Annotated in this window: 22 protein-coding genes; 8 read left to right on the forward strand and 14 right to left on the reverse strand. The window is 65.5% G+C overall.

All coding sequences use genetic code 11. The annotated features are described in order from the left end of the window. Window positions 1–160 precede the first annotated feature (160 nt). Both JQ507_29095 and JQ507_29100 read left to right on the forward strand, forming a co-directional pair. Window positions 161–544 (forward strand): carboxymuconolactone decarboxylase family protein, encoded by a 384-nt coding sequence (locus tag JQ507_29095; protein ID QRI68901.1) that lies wholly within the window; start codon window positions 161–163, stop codon window positions 542–544. Between the two features lie 193 nt (window positions 545–737). Next, window positions 738–1649 carry an NAD(P)-dependent oxidoreductase gene (locus JQ507_29100; GenBank protein QRI68902.1) on the forward strand — a complete coding sequence of 304 codons (912 nt, stop codon included), beginning with the start codon at window positions 738–740 and terminating at the stop codon, window positions 1647–1649. 180 nt (window positions 1650–1829) lie between these two features. On the opposite strand, the gene lysA is transcribed toward JQ507_29100, so the two are convergent. From lysA to argH, 3 genes are all read right to left on the reverse strand, one after another. Then, window positions 1830–3095 carry a diaminopimelate decarboxylase gene (lysA, locus tag JQ507_29105; protein QRI68903.1) on the reverse strand — a complete coding sequence of 422 codons (1266 nt, stop codon included), beginning with the start codon at window positions 3093–3095 and terminating at the stop codon, window positions 1830–1832. Window positions 3096–3167: 72 nt separating this feature from the next. Next, window positions 3168–3437: a lipoprotein gene (locus JQ507_29110; GenBank protein ID QRI68904.1), complete on the reverse strand. Its 270-nt coding sequence runs from the start codon at window positions 3435–3437 to the stop codon at window positions 3168–3170. 92 nt (window positions 3438–3529) lie between these two features. Continuing rightward, a complete protein-coding gene (gene argH / locus JQ507_29115; protein QRI68905.1) occupies window positions 3530–4927 on the reverse strand; it encodes an argininosuccinate lyase in 1398 nt (465 codons plus the stop codon). Between the two features lie 116 nt (window positions 4928–5043). Between argH and JQ507_29120 the strand changes: the two genes are divergently transcribed. Further along, window positions 5044–5736: a TlpA family protein disulfide reductase gene (locus JQ507_29120; GenBank protein ID QRI68906.1), complete on the forward strand. Its 693-nt coding sequence runs from the start codon at window positions 5044–5046 to the stop codon at window positions 5734–5736. On the opposite strand, the gene JQ507_29125 is transcribed toward JQ507_29120, so the two are convergent. The 3 genes from JQ507_29125 to JQ507_29135 form a co-directional block, all read right to left on the reverse strand. Beyond that, window positions 5737–5925: a putative motility protein gene (locus tag JQ507_29125; GenBank protein QRI68907.1), complete on the reverse strand. Its 189-nt coding sequence runs from the start codon at window positions 5923–5925 to the stop codon at window positions 5737–5739. 81 nt (window positions 5926–6006) lie between these two features. Next, window positions 6007–6225 (reverse strand): helix-turn-helix transcriptional regulator, encoded by a 219-nt coding sequence (locus JQ507_29130; GenBank protein QRI68908.1) that lies wholly within the window; start codon window positions 6223–6225, stop codon window positions 6007–6009. A 10-nt stretch (window positions 6226–6235) separates the two neighbouring features. Further along, a complete protein-coding gene (locus JQ507_29135) occupies window positions 6236–6811 on the reverse strand; it encodes a DUF2975 domain-containing protein (protein QRI68909.1) in 576 nt (191 codons plus the stop codon). Between the two features lie 82 nt (window positions 6812–6893). Here JQ507_29135 and JQ507_29140 point away from each other — a divergent pair, with 82 nt between their 5' ends. Then, window positions 6894–7256, forward strand: coding sequence for a chlorophyllide reductase (locus JQ507_29140; protein ID QRI68910.1), 363 nt, complete (start codon window positions 6894–6896; stop codon window positions 7254–7256). 7 nt (window positions 7257–7263) lie between these two features. Here the strand turns inward: JQ507_29140 and JQ507_29145 are convergent, their stop codons facing one another. Then, window positions 7264–8121 (reverse strand): LysR family transcriptional regulator, encoded by an 858-nt coding sequence (locus tag JQ507_29145; protein QRI68911.1) that lies wholly within the window; start codon window positions 8119–8121, stop codon window positions 7264–7266. 108 nt (window positions 8122–8229) lie between these two features. On the opposite strand from JQ507_29145, the gene JQ507_29150 reads away from it, so the two are divergent. Both JQ507_29150 and JQ507_29155 read left to right on the forward strand, forming a co-directional pair. Then, window positions 8230–8613, forward strand: a complete 384-nt coding sequence (locus JQ507_29150; protein ID QRI68912.1) for a tautomerase family protein — start codon at window positions 8230–8232, stop codon at window positions 8611–8613. Between the two features lie 26 nt (window positions 8614–8639). Then, the gene (locus tag JQ507_29155; protein QRI73567.1) at window positions 8640–9821 is read left to right on the forward strand and encodes a pyridoxal phosphate-dependent aminotransferase; all 1182 of its coding nucleotides are present in this window, start codon (window positions 8640–8642) and stop codon (window positions 9819–9821) included. 133 nt (window positions 9822–9954) lie between these two features. Here the strand turns inward: JQ507_29155 and JQ507_29160 are convergent, their stop codons facing one another. From JQ507_29160 to JQ507_29180, 5 genes are all read right to left on the reverse strand, one after another. Continuing rightward, window positions 9955–10836: a 3-hydroxybutyryl-CoA dehydrogenase gene (locus JQ507_29160; GenBank protein ID QRI68913.1), complete on the reverse strand. Its 882-nt coding sequence runs from the start codon at window positions 10834–10836 to the stop codon at window positions 9955–9957. 247 nt (window positions 10837–11083) lie between these two features. Further along, window positions 11084–12034, reverse strand: coding sequence for an FAD-binding protein (locus JQ507_29165; GenBank protein QRI68914.1), 951 nt, complete (start codon window positions 12032–12034; stop codon window positions 11084–11086). Beyond that, window positions 12034–12783, reverse strand: coding sequence for an electron transfer flavoprotein subunit beta/FixA family protein (locus JQ507_29170; protein ID QRI68915.1), 750 nt, complete (start codon window positions 12781–12783; stop codon window positions 12034–12036). The genes JQ507_29165 and JQ507_29170 overlap by 1 nt, the downstream gene beginning before the upstream one ends. A gap of 117 nt (window positions 12784–12900) precedes the next feature. Next, window positions 12901–13473: a cob(I)yrinic acid a,c-diamide adenosyltransferase gene (locus JQ507_29175; protein QRI68916.1), complete on the reverse strand. Its 573-nt coding sequence runs from the start codon at window positions 13471–13473 to the stop codon at window positions 12901–12903. A 157-nt stretch (window positions 13474–13630) separates the two neighbouring features. Further along, complete coding sequence (locus JQ507_29180; GenBank protein QRI68917.1) at window positions 13631–13825, reverse strand: twin transmembrane helix small protein; 195 nt, start codon at window positions 13823–13825, stop codon at window positions 13631–13633. Window positions 13826–13958: 133 nt separating this feature from the next. Here JQ507_29180 and JQ507_29185 point away from each other — a divergent pair, with 133 nt between their 5' ends. Then, complete coding sequence (locus tag JQ507_29185) at window positions 13959–14852, forward strand: YihY/virulence factor BrkB family protein (GenBank protein QRI68918.1); 894 nt, start codon at window positions 13959–13961, stop codon at window positions 14850–14852. On the opposite strand, the gene JQ507_29190 is transcribed toward JQ507_29185, so the two are convergent. Continuing rightward, on the reverse strand, window positions 14779–16131 hold the full coding sequence (locus tag JQ507_29190) for a response regulator (protein QRI68919.1): 1353 nt from the start codon (window positions 16129–16131) through the stop codon (window positions 14779–14781). The two genes, JQ507_29185 and JQ507_29190, sit on opposite strands and share 74 nt — an antisense overlap. Before the next feature lie 302 nt (window positions 16132–16433). Next, window positions 16434–17306: a tRNA glutamyl-Q(34) synthetase GluQRS gene (gluQRS, locus tag JQ507_29195; protein ID QRI68920.1), complete on the reverse strand. Its 873-nt coding sequence runs from the start codon at window positions 17304–17306 to the stop codon at window positions 16434–16436. Window positions 17307–17444: 138 nt separating this feature from the next. Between gluQRS and JQ507_29200 the strand changes: the two genes are divergently transcribed. After that, complete coding sequence (locus tag JQ507_29200) at window positions 17445–18098, forward strand: DNA-3-methyladenine glycosylase 2 family protein (GenBank protein QRI68921.1); 654 nt, start codon at window positions 17445–17447, stop codon at window positions 18096–18098. The last annotated feature ends 37 nt before the right edge of the window (window positions 18099–18135 follow it).

The raw sequence follows: 18135 nt of genomic DNA on the forward strand, positions 1-18135 counted from the left end.
GGTAGCCCGCAGGTCAGCCTAGCACGGCGGCGGCTTTGAGGCACCCGTTCCCCGACGTAACCCACACCGGGAAATACGCATAACACGAAGGCGTGACTGCGGCGGTTCGACCCCGTAACTTCCCGGACCGAACCCAAGCCTAAACGCACGAGGAAACGATATGGACCAGAAGACGCACGACAAGGGGCTCGAAATCCGCAAGGCGGTGCTCGGCGAGGCCTATGTCAACAATGCGCTGAAGAACTCGGACAGCTTCAACAAGCCGTTCCAGGAACTCGTCACCGAATATTGCTGGGGTGCGGTCTGGGGCCGCGAGGAACTGCCGCGCAAGACCCGCAGCATGCTCAACCTCGCCATGATCTCGATCCTGAACCGGCCGCACGAATTGAAGGCGCACATCAAGGGCGCGCTGACCAACGGCGTCTCCCGCGACGAGATCCGCGAGATCTTCATGCAGGTCTCGATCTATGCCGGCATCCCCGCCGGCGTCGACAGCTTCCGCATCGCGCGCGAAGTGTTCGCCGAACTCGACAACAAGGCGTGAGGCGCTGCTGTCTTACCGCCGTCGTCCTGGCGAAGGCCAGGACCCATAACCACCGAACGTCATCGCTACGAAAGCTGTGGCCCCTGATCGGCGAAACAACAAGCTCCTGGGGTAATGGGTCCTGGCCTTCGCCAGGACGACATCGCGTGTGGGGCGCGGAATATCGCGCATAACGAAGAAAAGGAAACGACCCATGGAAATCGGATTCATCGGCCTCGGGAAGATGGGCTTCCCGATGGCGCGCCGGCTGATCGAGGCCGGCCACAAGCTCACCGTATTCGACACCAGCAAGGACGCGCTCGACAGGCTGGTTGCGCTCGGCGCCCAGGCCGCGACATCGCCCAAGGACATCGCCGACCGCGTCGAGACCGTGATGGCGAGTCTCCCGTCGCTGCAAGCCTCGCTCGAGGTCGCGACCGGTGCGGGCGGCGTGATCGAGGGCACGCGCGTCAAGCGCTTCATCGATCTCTCCACCGTCGGCTCGCGGATGGCGGTGAAGATCCACGATCTGCTGGCGAACAAGCACATCGTGCAGATCGACAGCCCGGTCTCCGGTGGTGTGTCAGGCGCCGAGAAGGGCACGCTCGCGGTGATGGTGTCGGGCCCGCGCGCCGATTTCGAGCTGGTGAAGGGCGCGCTCGACGTCATCGGCAAGGTGTTCTTCATCGGCACCAAGCCGGGCTCCGGCCAGACCATGAAGCTGGCCAACAACTTCCTCTCCGCAACCGCGATGGTCGCGACCTCGGAAGCGGTGGTGATGGGCGTGAAGTCCGGGCTGGACCCGGCCGTCATGATCGACGTCATCAATGCGGGCTCGGGGCTGAACACCGCGAGCCGCGACAAGTTTCCGCGCGCGGTCTTGCCGCGCAGCTTCGACTTCGGCTTCGCCACCGGGTTGATGGTCAAGGACGTGCGCCTCGCCGTCGAGGAGATGCGCGCGCTCGGGCTGTCGATGGAAGTCGCCGAAGCGGTCGGCCGGCTCTGGGAGGTCATCATCCGCGACGAGGGACCGGAGTCGGATTTCACTGCGGCAATCAAGCCGATCGAGAAGGCCGCGGGCGTGATCGTCGGCGGAGCCAAGGGCGGCAGTCACGCAGCGAAGTGACTCTGTCGACCAAACAAACGCTGTCGTCCCGGGCAAGCGAAGCGCGACCCGGGACCCATAACCACAGGATTTTGTGGGGTAGCTGAGCTGGAGCCCCAGCTCAGTGTAACAATCAAGGGCGGTGGTTATGGGTCCTGGCCTTCGCCAGGACGACACTATTGATGCGGCACGCTCAGAGCCTCACAGCCACGGCGCGGGCTTGTCCATCGCGATCAGGGCGTCGACGTCGATACGTGGGCGCACGACGGCGTACTGGTCGTCCTTGACCAGCACTTCCGGCACCAGCGGCCGCGTGTTGTAGGTGCCGGACTGCACCGCGCCATAGGCGCCGGCGGTCATGATCGCCAGCAGATCGCCGGCCTTCGGCTGCGGCAGCGTGCGGTCGAGCGCGAGATAGTCGCCGGTCTCGCAGACCGGGCCGACCACGTCGGCGACCATGACCGGCGTGCCCGCGGCTGGCTGACGCACCGGCAGAATGTCGTGATGCGCTTCATAGAGCGTCGGCCGGATCAGGTCGTTCATCGCCGCGTCGATGATGACGAAGTTCTTGGCATCGCCCGGCTTCACATGGATCACGCGGGCAACCAGGATGCCGGCATTGCCGACGATCATGCGGCCCGGCTCGAACATCAGCGTGCAGCCGAGATTGTGCGTGACGCGCTTGACCATCGCGGCATAGGCATTAGGTTCCGGCGGCGCGGCGCGGTCCATGTAATAGGGAATGCCGAGGCCGCCGCCGAAATCGACATGCGAGATGTCGTGGCCGTCGGCGCGCAGCGTCTGCACGAATTCGGCGAGCAGCCGGAAGGCGGCCTCCAGCGGGCCGAGATCGGTAATCTGGCTGCCGATATGCACGTCGGTGCCGGTGACCTTGATGCCCGGCAGCTTCGCGGCGCGGGCATAGACCTCGCGGGCACGCGCGATCGGAATGCCGAACTTGTTCTCCGACTTGCCGGTCGAGATCTTGGCATGGGTGCCGGCATCGACATCGGGATTGACCCGCACCGAGATCCGCGCGGTGGTCTTCATCTCGACCGCAAGGCGCGACAACATCTCGAGCTCCGGCTCGGACTCGATGTTGATGCAGAGGATGTCGACAGCCAGCGCGGCACGCAGCTCGCCCTCGGTCTTGCCGACGCCGGAGAACACGATCTTCGACGGCGGGATGCCGGCCGCCAGCGCCCGCTTCAACTCACCGCCCGACACCACGTCGGCGCCGGCGCCGAGTTTGGCCAGCGTGCGCAGCACCGACTGGTTGGAGTTCGCCTTCATGGCGTAGCAAACCAGCGCCTTCTCGCCGGCGAAGGCCTCGGTGAAGACGCGGTAGTGCCGCTCCAGCGTCGCCGTCGAATAGCAATAGAACGGCGTGCCGACGGCTTCCGCGAGCTCAATGAGATTGACCGCCTCGGCATGCAGCACACCGTTGCGATAGTCGAAATGGTTCATGACACGCTGGTTTGTTTGAACATGATCTCGTCGGAAAACCGCTTCGCACTCTTCCGGATCATGCTCCAGATATTAGTTGCCGAGCAGCGGATCGAGGACGAAGGGCCGTTTATTGCCACGCGTCGCGGCCGGCGCGGCATCCGAGCCATAGGTCGGATTGAACACGCTGGGCTGCGCCGCCCGCTCGCTATCGGTGTCGCTCGCTGCCGCACCCGGCGCAGCGTTCGCGGTCGGCGGCAGGTCAAGCGGTCCCTTGCGGCCGCAGCCGCCGAGCGCCAGCGCTGACACGCTCAGCACAATGATGGCCCATCCCGAGGGGGTCAGGCGGTTCTTGCTAATCACGACGAATTCCCCAATTCGGGCGGCACCATACAAACATTGGCGTGCTCTGGCGAGAGGCGGAGGACGATGAAATCACGGCCAAATTTTCTCGATCAGCCCAATTTTCGCTCTTTTTCCAGCCGCTTGGCCCAGGCCTTGGCCTGCGCCATCACATTCTTCGGCGCCGTGCCGCCAAACGAGGTCCGGCTTTTCACCGAGGATTCGACGCTGAGCACCTTGAGCGCGTCGGCGGTAATCTTCGGCTCGACCTCCTGCATGGCCGCAAGCGGCAGCTCGTGCAGTGCCACGCCCTTGCTGGAGGCCAGGCCGACGATGCGGCCGGTAACGTGGTGGGCATCGCGGAACGGCATTTTCAGGGTGCGCACCAGCCAGTCGGCCAGGTCGGTCGCGGTGGCATAGCCCTCGCCGGCCGCGGCCTTCATCTTCGCCTCGTCCGGCACCAGATCCTCGACCATGCCGGTCATGGCGCGGATCGCGAGCGACAGCGCCTCGAACGCCTCCATCGCGCCCTGCTTGTCCTCCTGCATGTCCTTTTGATAGGCGAGCGGCAGGCCCTTCATCACGATCAGCAGCGCGGTGAGTGCACCGATCACGCGGCCGGTCTTGGCGCGCACCAGCTCGGCGGCGTCCGGATTGCGCTTCTGCGGCATGATCGACGAGCCGGTCGTGAACTTGTCGCTGAGCTTGACGAGGCCCACCAGCGGCGAGGTCCAGATCACGATCTCCTCGGCGAAGCGCGACATATGCACCGCGCAGATCGCGGCCGCGGAGAGCGTCTCCAGCACGAAATCGCGGTCCGACACCGCATCGAGCGAATTGGCCATCGGACGGTCGAAGCCGAGCGCCTTCGCCGTCGCGGCGCGGTCGATCGGAAACGAGGTGCCGGCGAGCGCCGCGGCGCCGAGCGGCGATTCGTTCAGCCGCTTGCGCGCGTCGATAAAGCGGCCACGGTCGCGGCCGGCCATCTCGACATAGGCGAGCAGATGATGGCCGAACGTCACTGGTTGCGCGGTCTGCAGATGGGTGAAGCCCGGCATCACGGTTCCGGCATGCTCCAGCGCACGGGTCACCAGGGCCCGCTGGAACGCGGCCAGCGCCGCGTTCGTCTCATCGATGGTGTCGCGGACATAGAGCCGGAAATCGGTCGCGACCTGGTCGTTGCGCGAGCGCGCGGTGTGCAGCCGGCCCGCCGCGGGCCCGATCAGCTCCGACAGCCGCGACTCGACATTCATATGAATGTCCTCGAGCGCGCGCTTGAAGTCGAAATCGCCCTTGCCGATTTCTGACAAAATCGTGTCTAGACCTTTACCGATATTTTTCGCATCAGCTGACGTGATGATGCCTTGCGCGGCGAGCATCGCGGCGTGGGCCTTGGACGCGGCAATGTCCTGGGCATAAAGGTGCCGGTCGACGTCGATGGAGACGTTGATTTCCTCCATGATCGCGTCGGGACGCTCCGAGAACCGGCCGCCCCACATCTTGTTGCTCATGACTTCTCGCTCACGAATTTGTATTTCAGGCCGTGCTGGTTCATTGCCCGTGGCGGCGAAACAGCATGGCGGTTCCTAACGTATTCCCGGCATTGCATAGCCATATCTGACCCAGGATGACAAACGATATGCCCGAGACGCCCCCACCCGAATCGACCACCAGGCCGACGGCCAAATGGCGCATCCCGCTGGTGATCGGCGCCGTGCTGGTCGGAGCCGTGATCGGCTATGTCGGGATCTCCGGCCTCAGGCATCCCGCCGGCGGCGATATCGCCTGCAACAGCGCGGTGGACCTGGCGAAGAAGATCGCCCCGCTCGCCCATGGCGAGGTCGCGGCGCTGACCATGGCGACCACTCCCTTGAGGCTGCCCGACCTGGCCTTCGAGGACGCCAATGGGCAGCCGAAGAAGCTTTCGGACTGGCGCGGCAAGACCGTGCTGGTGAACCTGTGGGCGACCTGGTGCGTGCCCTGCCGCAAGGAGATGCCGGCGCTCGACAGCCTGCAGACCAAGCTCGGCGGCAAGGATTTCGAGGTGGTCGCGATCAACATCGACACCCGCGACCCGGACAAGCCGAAAAACTTCCTGAAAGAGGCCAATCTGACCAATCTCGGCTATTTCAGCGACCAGAAAGCCAAGGTGTTTCAGGATCTTAAGAACATAGGCAAGGCCTTGGGCATGCCGACCTCGGTGCTGGTCGACGGCAAGGGCTGCGAAATCGCCAACATCGCCGGCCCCGCCGAATGGGCGAGCGACGACGCGATCAAGCTGGTGAAGGCGGCGCTACAGCCTGCGGCGGCCGGGTTCTGATCAGGCGACGGCGTTGAGGTTGCCACCGATGCCGGCACCGAGATTGGCGGTCGACGGCGTACCGAGCAGGGTCTGAACCGCGAACTTTTCCGCGTCGAGGTTCTGCTTGGTCACGCGGGTCGCGATCTCACCCTGCAGATTGCCCTGCTGCATCGAGAGGATGCTGGTGACCATGCTCATCGTGTCCATACGCGGTACTCCCAAGTCCAACTTGCAAGTTCGACCTTAGGTAGCGCGCGAAAGTTAATGCTTGGGTAATGGATGGCCGTGTCAGGCTGACGCATCGTCGTCTTCATGGCGCAGGAGGTCGCCGGGCTGGCACTTCAGATAGGTGCAGATCCGCTCCAGCGTGTCGAACCGGACGCCCTTCACCTTGCCCTGCTTGAGCAGGGACAGATTGGCCTCGGTGATCCCGACATATTCGGCGAGCTCCTTCGATTTCACGTTGCGCTCGGCGAGCATCACGTTGAGCCGGACCCGGATCGGCATCGCAAATGCCTCAGACGAATTGCGCGTGCTCGTCGGCGATCGCATTGGCCTCGGCCATCACCCAGGCCGTTACCGCGACCAGACCCGCAAACAACAGCGCCAGCAGCGTGTCGGAGCCGAGCGCGATGACGATGGACTGGCCCTGCGCGTAGGTCTGCCAGCTCAGCAGGATCGAGAGCAGCGCGCCGATCAGCGGCTTCAGCAGGGTCGAGACCAGCATCGCGATCGCGAGATCGCGCAACCCCGCAACGTTATCCGCCGTGAAGAAACGTCCTGCCGCGAACGAATTGAAGCAGCGCCGCACCCGCGACAGTCCCCAGATCAGACCGGCCAACGGCAGCGCCGAGACCGCGAGAGCCATCAGGCGGACCAGCCAGCCGATCGGATGGAACGCGAAGCCGGTCAGCCCCGCATCGCGCAGGATCGCCTCGTCGGGGCTCGCCAGCCAATAGGCCAGCAATCCCACAGCGAGCAGGAACGAGATGCCGGTGCAGGCATAGGCAAGCAGGCGGCTGATCGCGCTGATGCGCGCGAGGCGGGCCGGCCGCGCAAACTGGGACGGTTCTGATGAGAGGGTCACGGACATGCTCGACCTCGGGTGCTGACCTGATATTATTGTTTTATGATAATTAATATCTGCAAGTCAACATGCATTGAAAGGTCACCTCATGCTCAATCGTCCGACGTGCGTCATCTGCGCCCTCCTCTTCCTGACCACGGCCGCGCCGGCACAGCCTTCGACATCACGCGGACAGATCTCGGTGGCGCAGGTCAGGGCGATGCTGGATCAGGCCGCCACCAATCCGACCGCGCGCCAGACATTGACGGCCTATCTGGCTGGGTCAGGCGAAACCGCCGGCTGGCTGCTCGATACCGCCCGCGGCCTGCCGCCTTGTGCCCGGCGGCTGACGCTCGACGCCCAGCAGGCCCGCGATGCGATCGCCGGTGCGGCTGCCGCAAACGGGACGCCGGCCACGCCGCTGATCATCCGCGACATGCTCAAGCGTGCCGGGTGTCGCTTGACCGAATGACGGACGTCTAGGCTGCGTTCGCCGCGAAGGCTGCACCGAGGGTGCGCAGCGCCTGCCGGGTCCGTGCGTCCGACAGTTTCGAGTGCAGCATGACGTCGCGCGACGGCAATGGCGGCAGGCCAAGCCGCGGCCCGAGGTCGACGGTATCGGCCGGCGCCACCCGGCGCGCCAGCGCGGCAACCGCGAGGCCTGCGGATATGGCGGCCCCGATGGTCGAAAGCCCGCCACCGACAAACGCCTCGGTCCAGGCGATGCCGGCAGCGTCGAGGACCTCGACCGCCATGGCCCGCACGCTGCACGGCTCGGCTTGGGTCGCGAGCCGCAGCGGCTCGCCGGGCCGGTGGTGGAAGTCCGGGGCGGCCATCCAGCCGAACGGCTCCTCGAACAGCACGTCGCCATCGCGACGCCTGGCGTCGTGGCGCAGCACGATCGCCGCATCGAGCCTGCCGTCGTCGAATGCGCCGAGCACCGCGCGTGACGTATCGACATGCAGCTGGATCACCAGTCCTGGATCAGTGGCGTTCATCCGCTTCAACAGCGATGCGAGCTCCGATCCGACGATGTGGTGGCTGATACCGACCATCAGCCGCCGGTGTTCGGCCGCGAACGACCCGATCGCCGACTGATGCGCGGCAACCAGGTTGCGCGCCGCGCCGAGGAAGGCGGCGCCTTCGGCAGACAGCCGAACCAGCCGCGGCGTTCGCTCCAGCAGCCGGCGGCCGAGCCCGTCCTCCAGCCGTCTGATCTTCAGGCTGACCGCGGACTGCGTGGTCTCCATCGCCTGCGCGGCGCGGGTGAAGCTGCTGAGGTCCGCCACCAGCACGAAGGCCTGCACCGCCTCGATGTCGAGCGCCTTCATGGCCATTCATTTAAAATGAATATCATTAAAATCATTTATCATACGGTTTTTCAATGATCAAGAAGCCCCTAGGTTCGGCTGAACGCAACGATCGCCGCCAGGAGAGCCATCATCATGCCGCTGACCCGCGTCTCACTGCGGCGGGGCAAGCCCGCCGCCTACCGCAAATCGATTCTCGAGAACCTTTATCGCGCGATGCGCGAGACCTTCGATGTGCCGGAGGGCGATCGCTTCATGACGATCTCCGAGCACGACGGCGACGACTTCGTCTATGGCGCCGATTACCTCGGCATCGGGCGGAGCGACGACCTGGTCATCATCCAGATCACCGTCAGCAACACCCGTCCGGTGGCGCAGAAGCAGAGGCTGTATCGGCGGATCGCCGAACTGCTGGCGGAAAGTCCCGGCCTGCGCCGTGAGGACATCTTCATCAACCTCGTCGAGGTGCTCCCCGAGAACTGGTCGTTCGGCAACGGCGAGGCACAGTACGTCCGATGACCGCAACACCGATCCTCTCGCCGCGCATGAGCGGCATCAAGGCGTCGCCCGCATCGGTGCTGCGTCGACGCGCCCGCGAGTTGCGCGCCGCCGGGCGCGACATCATCGAGCTGTCGTCGGGCAATCTCGACTTCCCGACACCGGACCATGTGATCGCGGCGGCGCATGACGCGGCGTTGCGCGGCGAGACCCGCTACACCGACGTCGACGGCACGCCGGAGCTGAAGCGGGCGGTGCAGGCCGCGCTGCTGCGCGACCATCGTCTCGACTATCGGCTGGATGAGATCGTGATCACCAACGGCTCGACCCAGGCGTTGTTCAATGCGCTGCTGGCGACGCTGGCGCCGGGCGATGAGGTGATCATCCCCGCGCCCTATTGGGCGCCCTATCTCGATCAGGTGCGGCTTTCGCACGGCACGCCGGTGGTCGTACCGTGCGCGCAGAACAACGGCTTCAAGCTGCGCGCGGAGGATCTGCAGGCGGCGATCTCGGCGCGGACGCGCTGGATCGTGATCAACAATCCGGTCAATCCCTCCGGCGCGCTCTATTCGCGCGAGGACCTGGCCGAGATCGCCGCAGTCCTGTCGCGGCATCCGGAGATCTGGGTGCTGGCCGACGGGCTCTACGAGCACATCGCGTTCGATGGTGCGCCGGCGACGACGCTGGCGGAGATCGAACCGCGCCTGAAGCCTCGGACATTGACCGTCAGCGGCCTCGCCAAGAGCTACGCCATGATGGGATGGCGGATCGGCTATGCCGCCGGACCTGCGGCGCTGATCCGCGCGATGATCGCGATCCAGTCGCAGACCACGTCCGGCGCATCGTCGATCAGCCAGGCCGCGGCGGTCGCCGCGCTCGATGGCGCACAGGATGTGCTGCTCGAGCGCGCCGCGATCCTTCGCACGCGGCGCGATCGCTTTGCCGAACTGGTCAACGGATGCAACGGGCTCTCCTGCACGCCGCCCGAGGGCACGTTCTATTTGCTGGTCAACTGCGCCGGCGTGATCAGCAAGCGTACACCCGACGGCAAGGTGATCGAGACCGACCGAGACTTCTCGACCTATCTGCTCGAGGAAGCGGACGTCGTGGTGTTTCCCGGCGAGGATCTCGGGCTGTCGCCCTACATCCGCGTCAGCTTCGCCAACCCGTCATCGACCATCGAGGAGGCTGCAAGACGGCTGAAGCGCGCCTGCGAGGCCCTCCAATGACGCCTCACGCGAAGAGCCAGCGTCTCGCGCTGACGGCGCATCTGCTCGGGCTTGGAACGGGTGTGACGATGGTTGTCAGTCTCGTGCCCGCGACGCTTGCGCTGCTGCGGGCACTGATCTGAAGACGCGGTGATTATCGGGTCGGGATCGGCTTGTCGCCGCGATAGTCGTAGAAGCCGCGCTGGCTCTTGCGTCCGAGCCAGCCGGCTTCGACATACTTCACCAGCAGCGGGCACGGCCGGTATTTGGAGTCGGCCAGGCCCTCGTGCAGCACCTGCATGATCGACAGGCAGGTGTCGAGGCCGATGAAATCGGCGAGCTCGAGCGGGCCCATCGGATGATGCGCGCCGAGCTTCATCGCGGCATCGATCGCCTCGACATTGCCGACGCCTTCATACAGCGTGTAGATCGCCTCGTTGATCATCGGCAGCAAAATGCGATTGACGATGAAGGCAGGGAAATCTTCCGACACCGCGACCTGCTTGCCGAGCTTGGCAACGAACGCCTTGGCGGCGTCGAAGGTCGCGTCGTCGGTGGCGATACCGCGGATCAGCTCGACCAGCTCCATCGCCGGCACCGGATTCATGAAATGAATGCCGATGAATTTCTCCGGGCGGTCGGTCGAGGCGGCGAGCCGCGTGATCGAGATCGACGACGAGTTGGTCGCGACGATCGCATCCGGCTTCAGCACCGCGCAGACGTCGTGGAAGATCTTGCGCTTGGTCTCTTCCTTCTCGACCGCGGTCTCGATCACGAGATCGCAATCGGCCAGCGCATCGATCGTCTCGGCGGAGGTAATGCGGTCGAGCGCCTGCTTGCGGTCGGTCTCGCTGATCGCCTTCTTGGCGACCTGGCGGGTCAGATTGCCGTTGATGGTCGCCAACGCCGACTTCAGCCGGTCGCCGGACACGTCGTTGAGCGCCACGTCGAAGCCGGCCAGCGCCGCCACATGGGCAATGCCATTGCCCATCTGGCCCGAACCGATCACGCCGACCTTTTTGATTGCCACCGTCATCTTGTCATCCACCGGAACGGCGCGCATGTCGCGCCTGCCCAATCCCAACGATACCCGAAGTGCAGCCTTCCGGGTTGCCCAATCCGCCGGAAAACGTTTCCCGAGACCATGGTGTGATGACAGGTCATCACACCGGGGTCCCATTTCCCCTGTCGGGCATGATCCTTCCGGAAAAACGTTTCCGGATCATTGCCTCGAAAATCATAACACCGGCCGGAGCTTACCCACCCGGCCGGTGTCTTGTCGCTTACTTTCCGAGCTTGCCGAGCGCTTCGGTCAGCTCCGGAACCGCCTGGTAGAGGTCGGCGACCAGGCCGTAATCGGCGACCTGGAAGATCGGCGCGTCTTCATCCTTGTTGATGGCGACGATCACCTTGGAGTCCTTCATGCCGGCCAGATGCTGGATCGCGCCGGAGATGCCGACCGCGACATAGAGTTCCGGGGCCACCACCTTGCCGGTCTGGCCGACCTGCCAGTCGTTCGGCGCATAGCCGGCATCGACCGCGGCGCGCGAGGCGCCGACCCCGGCGCCGAGCTTGTCGGCGAGCGGCTCGATGTACTTGGCGAAGTTCTCGCGGCTCTGCATGGCGCGGCCGCCCGAGACGATGATCTTGGCCGAGGTCAGTTCCGGACGGTCGCTCTTGGCGACCTCCTCGCCGACGAACGTGGACAGGCCCGGATCGGCGGCGGAAGCGGCGTTCTCGATCGCCGCGCTGCCGCCTTCGCCGGCGGCGGCGAAGGTCGAGGTGCGGACGGTGATCACCTTCTTGGCGTCCTTCGACTTCACGGTCTGGATCGCGTTGCCGGCATAGATCGGCCGCTCATAGGTGTCGGGCGCGACGACCTTGATGATCTCGGAGACCTGCATGACGTCGAGCAAGGCTGCGACGCGCGGCATCACGTTCTTGAAGCGCGAGGTAGCGGGCGCGACGAAGGCGTCATAGTTCGGCGCCAGCGCGACGATCAGCGCAGCCAGCGGCTCGGCAAGATCGTGCTCATAGGCGGGGCCTTCGGCCACCAGCACCTTGCTGACGCCGGCGAGCTTGGCGGCTGCTTCCGCCGCCGCCTTGGTGCCCTGGCCGCCACCGGCAACCAGCACATGCACGTCGCCGCCGAGCTGGCTCGCCGCGGTCAGCGCCTTGTTGGTCGAGTCCTTCAGGGTCTCGTGGTCGTGTTCGGCAATCAACAGCGTCGTCATCAGAGAACCCCGGCTTCGGTCTTGAGCTTGTTCACGAGTTCGGCGACGTCCTTGACCTTGACGCCCGCCTTGCGGCCTGCCGGTTCCGCGGTCTTCAGCACTTCCAGACGCGGCGTCACGTCGACGCCGTAGTCCGCGACGCTCTTGTCGTCGATCGGCTTCTTCTTCGCCTTCATGATGTTGGGCAGCGACGCATAGCGCGGCTCGTTGAGGCGGAGGTCGGTGGTGACGATCGCCGGGCCCTTCAGCTTGATGGTCTGCAGGCCGCCGTCGACTTCGCGGGTGACCTTGAAGTCCGATCCTTCGACTTCGAGCTTGGAGGCGAAGGTCGCCTGCGACCAGCCGAGCAGCGCGGCCAGCATCTGGCCGGTCTGGTTCGAATCGTCGTCGATCGCCTGCTTGCCGAGAATGACGAGGCCGGGCTGCTCCGCCTCGACCACCGCCTTCAGGATCTTGGCGACCGCGAGCGGTTCGACATTGCCTTCGGCCTTGACCAGGATGCCGCGGTCGGCGCCCATCGCAAGGGCGGTGCGGATGGTCTCGGAGGCCTGCGCGGGTCCGATCGACACCACCACCACTTCGGTCGCCTTGCCGGCTTCCTTCAGCCGCAGCGCTTCCTCGACGGCGATCTCGTCGAACGGGTTCATCGACATCTTGACGTTGGCGAGCTCCACGCCCGTCCCGTCGCTCTTGACGCGGACCTTGACGTTATAGTCGACGACCCGCTTTACCGGCACAAGAACCTTCATCGATCCTCTTTCGCTTTGATTTTATGGGTTTCGGTTGGCTGGCGCGGAACCTAAAGGTCCCGTTTCCCCCGGTCAACGCGCCAACGCCAAAAAACCGTCACCCGGTTTTGAGCCAGTCTAACGGTTCTGGCCGGGCACCCACAACACGTCCCCCGCCCCTTTATTGTTCTGGAAGCGGCTGGCAACGAACAGGAAATCCGACAGGCGATTCATATACTGGATGCCAGCTTGATTGACCGGCTCGTCGGGCCGGGCGGCGAGTTCCACCATCATCCGTTCCGCACGGCGACATATCGTCCGGGCGAGATGCAGATATGCAGCGGCAGGCGTGCCGCCGGGCAGCACGAACGAGGTCAGCGGCGCGAGCTGATCGTTCAGGCTGTCGATGTCGCGCTCGAGGCGCTCGACCTGGCTCGCCAGCACGCGCAGGCGTTCGGCCTTGCCCTCGCGCTCGGGCACCGCAAGGTCGGCGCCGAGATCGAACAGATCGTTCTGGATCCGGCCGAGCATCGCATCGACCTCGGGACTATCAGCCAGATGCAGCCGCACCACGCCGATCGCGGCGTTGGTCTCGTCGACGGTGCCATAGGCGGCGACGCGCAGATCGTATTTCGGCCGCCGCTCGCCGGAGCCGAGCGCGGTGGTGCCGTCATCGCCGGTGCGCGTGTAGATCCGATTGAGAACGACCATGGTGAGCTCCGGTGTTGACACCTCTCCCGTAGGGAGAGGTCGCGAGCATCTTGCGAGCGGGTGAGGGGTTACAGTCTAACGATAAACCAAAGCCCCTCACCCGGATCGCCTTTGGCGATCCGACCTCTCCCAATGGGAGAGGTGTACGATAGCGCATCTATCGCCCCATCGCCCAGACCGCGAGCATCGCGATGACGATAGCGACGAACTGAAAGAGCACGCGCAGCCGCATCAGCTTCTGCGACGTGTTCGGCGAGCCGCCCTTCATCATGTTGATGAGGCCGAGCAGGAGCACCAGCGCGACGGCGCCGACGGCGATGGGAAGAATGATCGTGCTGAGAAGAGATGTCATCTGCGGTACATAACACCGCATGACGCGGACTTCCACACAGGCGGCCGATGCAACCAACTGGCTTTTCAGTGCGTAATATCAGATGCTGGGTCCGTTCTCGGACCGAGCCGTTTTCGACAATGCCGGGTGGAATGTGAAGCAGCTTCGTTACGTCACCCACGTCGTGATGGATGCCTTTTACACGTTCCTCGCCGATGACGGCTGGGCGATCTCAAGCCACATCGCGCTGTCGACCCTGATGGCGCTGTTCCCGTTCCTGATCGTGCTGACGTCGCTGGCCGGCTTCTTCGGCTCCAAGGAGCTCGCCGACCAGGCGGTCGGGCTGCTGCTCCAGGTCTGGCCGGATCAGGTCGCCGGGGCGCTGTCGGGCCAGATCCACGACGTGCTGACCAACACCCGCGGCGACATCCTGACCATCGGCGCGGTGCTCGCGGTGTACTTCGCCTCCAACGGCGTCGAGGCGCTGCGGGTGGCGCTGAACCGCGCCTATGCCGTGATCGAGCCGCGGCGCTGGTACTGGCTGCGCCTGGAATCGATCGGCTACACGCTGGTGGCTGCCTTCACCTCGCTCGCGATGGCGTTCCTGATCGTGCTCGGGCCGCTGATCATCGAGGCGGCGCGGCGCTACATCCCGTTCTTCGTCGAATCCAACGAGAGCCTGCTCAACATCGCCCGCTACGGCATCACGATCCTGGCGCTGGTCGTCGCGCTGTTCATCCTGCATGCCTGGCTGCCGGCGGGGCGCCGCGGCTTCACGCAGATCCTGCCTGGCATCATCTTTACCGTGGTGGCGTCGCTGATCTCAGGCATCGGCTTCGGCATGTACCTGGCGCGCTTCGCCAACAATTACGTCACGATGTATGCGGGGCTCGCCTCGGTGGTGATCGCGCTGGTGTTCATGTATTTCATCGCCGCGATCTTCGTGTTCGGCGGCGAATTGAACGCCGCGATCATCAAGTCGCGGCTGCCGCGCGGCGTATCGCTTCATGCAGCGCAGTTGCGAGTGCCCGCGGAGAAACAGGCTTGACCAGGAAGGCGTCGGCGCCGGCGGCGCGCGCCGCGGCTTCGTCCTCGGCACGGCCGGAGATCCCGACGATCGCGATCCGGCCGCGCGGCGGCGGCAGCGCGCGGATGCGCTTGATCGCCTCGACGCCGCCGATGCCGGGCAGCACCATGTCCATCAGCACCGCATCGAAGGCACCCTGTCCGAGCCTGTCGGCCGCGCCCTCGCCCTGACCTATAAATTCGGCGTGGTGACCGAGCTCGGTCAGGATGGTGTTGAGCACGACGCGGCCGAACGGATTGTCCTCGACGCTGAGCAGCCGCAGCCCCTGCGATAACGGCGCTGTTGCGCCTTCGCGCGACGACGCACCGGCCGGTCCTTCGGCTGAAACCAGTTCCACGTTGAGCGTGAAGACGGTGCCGCCGCCCGAGCGCTGGGCCACGACGATGTCGCCGCCCATGGCGCGCGCAAGCTGCTTGACCGAGGACAGGCCGAGCCCGGCGCCGCCGAACCGCGCGGCGATCGAGACATTGGCCTGCGAGAACGGCCGGAACAGGCGCTTGAGCTCAGGAAGCGTCAGGCCGATACCGCTGTCGGCAATCGCAAAGGCAATGCCGATCCTGCCGTTCGCCCTTCGCTTGCCGGCGCGCACCGGTGCGACGCGCAGCTCGATGCTGCCCTGCTCGGTGAACTTGACCGCGTTGTCGATCAGATTTTCCAGCGCCGCGCGCAGGCGGACGGGATCGCCTACCGCGAAGGCGGGCAACTCGGCGGAGACCTCGATCGAGGCCCGCAGTCCCTTGGCTGCCGCCCGGCCCGCCAGCGAATCGCCGGCGAGGCGCGCCAGTGTGCGCAGGTCGAAGAAGTCCTGCCGGATCTCGAGCCCCGGCCCCTCGCTGCGGGCGGCATCGACCAACAGGGTCGCAAGGCTCGCCAGGTGCTCGGCGCCGGCCCTGATGGTGTCGACCCAGCGCCGCTCGCGCTCTCCGAGATCCGACGTCGCGAGCAGATTGCTGATCGCGAGGATTCCGGTCAGCGGCGTCCGCACCTCATGGGCAAAGGCGGCGAGAGCGGTCTCGACCATGCCGGGACCGGACTTCGATCCGGACTTGGCTCCAGACTTGGCTCCGGACTTGGCGGATGTCTTTGGCGCGGTCCGCGTGCGGCGCGGCTTGGCCGCCGCCTTGGACTTGCGGGTCTTCGACTTGCTGGCCTTGGCCTTGCGCGTCTTGGCGGCGCGGGTCGTCGACGGCGCGCCCTTTGCTCGCCGCTTGCTGCGCCCTCCGCGCGATGATGCCGCCATGATCTCGTGACCCCGCCCCGGAGGCAACATGGCATGCCAGGAGTGGCGGAGTCACGGCGCTGTTCGGGAGGAGCCAAGCCAAATCAGGATGATGGTAAGCGGTCCATCTACTTGCGGCGCCAGCTGCCGCGAGGGGCGCCTCCGAGCAAAATGTCGAAAACAACCCCATGCAAAGCAGCCGGCGTCCAACGCCGCAACTTGACATGTCGGGCAAATCGGTGGTACTTTTCTATTATTCCGAAATCGCGCAAGCCCCATCGCCTCCGCCAGGGTAGAGAGCCGCGCAGCACGTCGGTGGCGGACTACTCCAAATCGACCAGACGGCGGATGTCGGCGGGGCTTGCCCCCGCAGCCCGCAATTCGCGCAGCCCGGTCGCGCGGGTGGATTTCGACAGTTTTTGACCCGCCGCGTCGCGGATCAGCGCATGGTGCCGGTAGGCGGGTGCGGGCAGGCCGAGTAGCGCCTGCAACAGCCGATGCACGCTGGTCGACCAGAACAGGTCAGCGCCCCTGACCACATCGGTGACGCCTTGCAAGGCGTCGTCGATCACGACCGAGAGATGGTAGCTGGTTGGGGTCTCCTTGCGGGCCAGGATCACGTCGCCCCAAGCCTCGGGCCGGGCCGCGACGTCACCGCTCTCGCCGCCCGGCCCCTCGCCGGCCTCCTGCCAGGAGAGGCTGCCGGCGCGCGCGGCGGCTGCGGCCATGTCGAGTCGCAGCGCGAACGGCGCGCCCTGCCCGATCAGCCGGTCGCGCTCCCCGGCCGACAGCGATTTCGCCGCCCCCGGATAAAGCGGCGCACCGTCCGGATCGCGCGGCCAGGCACCGCCAGCCTCGCGTTCGGCGACCAGCCGCGCGATATCGGCGCGGCTCTCGAAGCTCGGATAGACCAGCCCCTGCACCGACAGGCGGTCGATCGCCGCGCGATAGGCGGCGAAATGCTCCGACTGGCGTCGCACCGGGGTCTCCCAGGTGATGCCGAGCCAGGCGAGGTCCTCGTAGATCGCGGCTTCGAATTCCGGACGACAGCGCATCGAATCGATGTCTTCGATCCGGAGCAGCAGATGCCCACCCCCCTGCCGCGCCAGATCGAAATTGAGCAACGCGGAGTAGGCGTGGCCGAGATGCAGATAACCGTTCGGACTCGGCGCAAAACGGAAAACGGGTGGCGGCATCCAATTGATCTCGTCATGCCGGGCTTGTCCCGGGCATCCATGCTCTTACAACTAACTCCGACAAAAAGAACGTCGCCGATGGGCGCGCCAGCGATGCCATCGTTCAGACGGCCCATGCTCAATGACGAAGAGCCCGCAATGCTGATTCATCTCGAAACCCAGGCCGACCTCGACGACGCCGTCCACAAACTGGTCGACCAGGATCGCCGCCTGCGCCCGATCCTCGAAGCGACCGGCATGCCGGCGATCCGGCAGCGCGAGCCGGGGTTTGCCGGGCTCGCCGCGATCATCTGCGGCCAGCAGCTGTCGACCGCGAGTGCTGCCGCGATCTGGGGCCGCGTCAGCCAGGCTTTCGACCCGTTCCACCATGATGCGATCCGCAAGGCGCGCGCCGACCGCCTCGGCCGGCTCGGATTGTCCGCCGCGAAGATCAAGACGCTGAAACACATCGCCCGCGAGCTCGCCGAGGAGCGGCTGAACCTCGACGTGCTTGCCAACGAGGAGGCCGATGCCGCGCACAACACGCTGACCGCGCTGCCCGGGATCGGCCCGTGGACCGCCGACGTCTATCTGCTGTTCTGCCTCGGCCACGGCGATGCGTGGCCCGCGGGCGACCTCGCGGTGCAGGAGGCGGTCAAGGTCGGGCTCGGCTTGAAGGAGCGGCCGACGCCGAAGCAGATGGCGCCGCTGGCCGAGCCGTGGCGGCCGCTGCGCGGCGCCGCCGCCCATCTGTGGTGGGCCTATTATCGCGTACTCAGGAATCGCGAAGGCGTGATCGCCGGTGCGAAGTAGGCCGTCGAGAAAGACACGCCAACTGTGTCATCGCGTG

Source organism: Bradyrhizobium sp. PSBB068 (assembly GCA_016839165.1).
Taxonomy (GTDB): Bacteria; Pseudomonadota; Alphaproteobacteria; order Rhizobiales; family Xanthobacteraceae; genus Bradyrhizobium.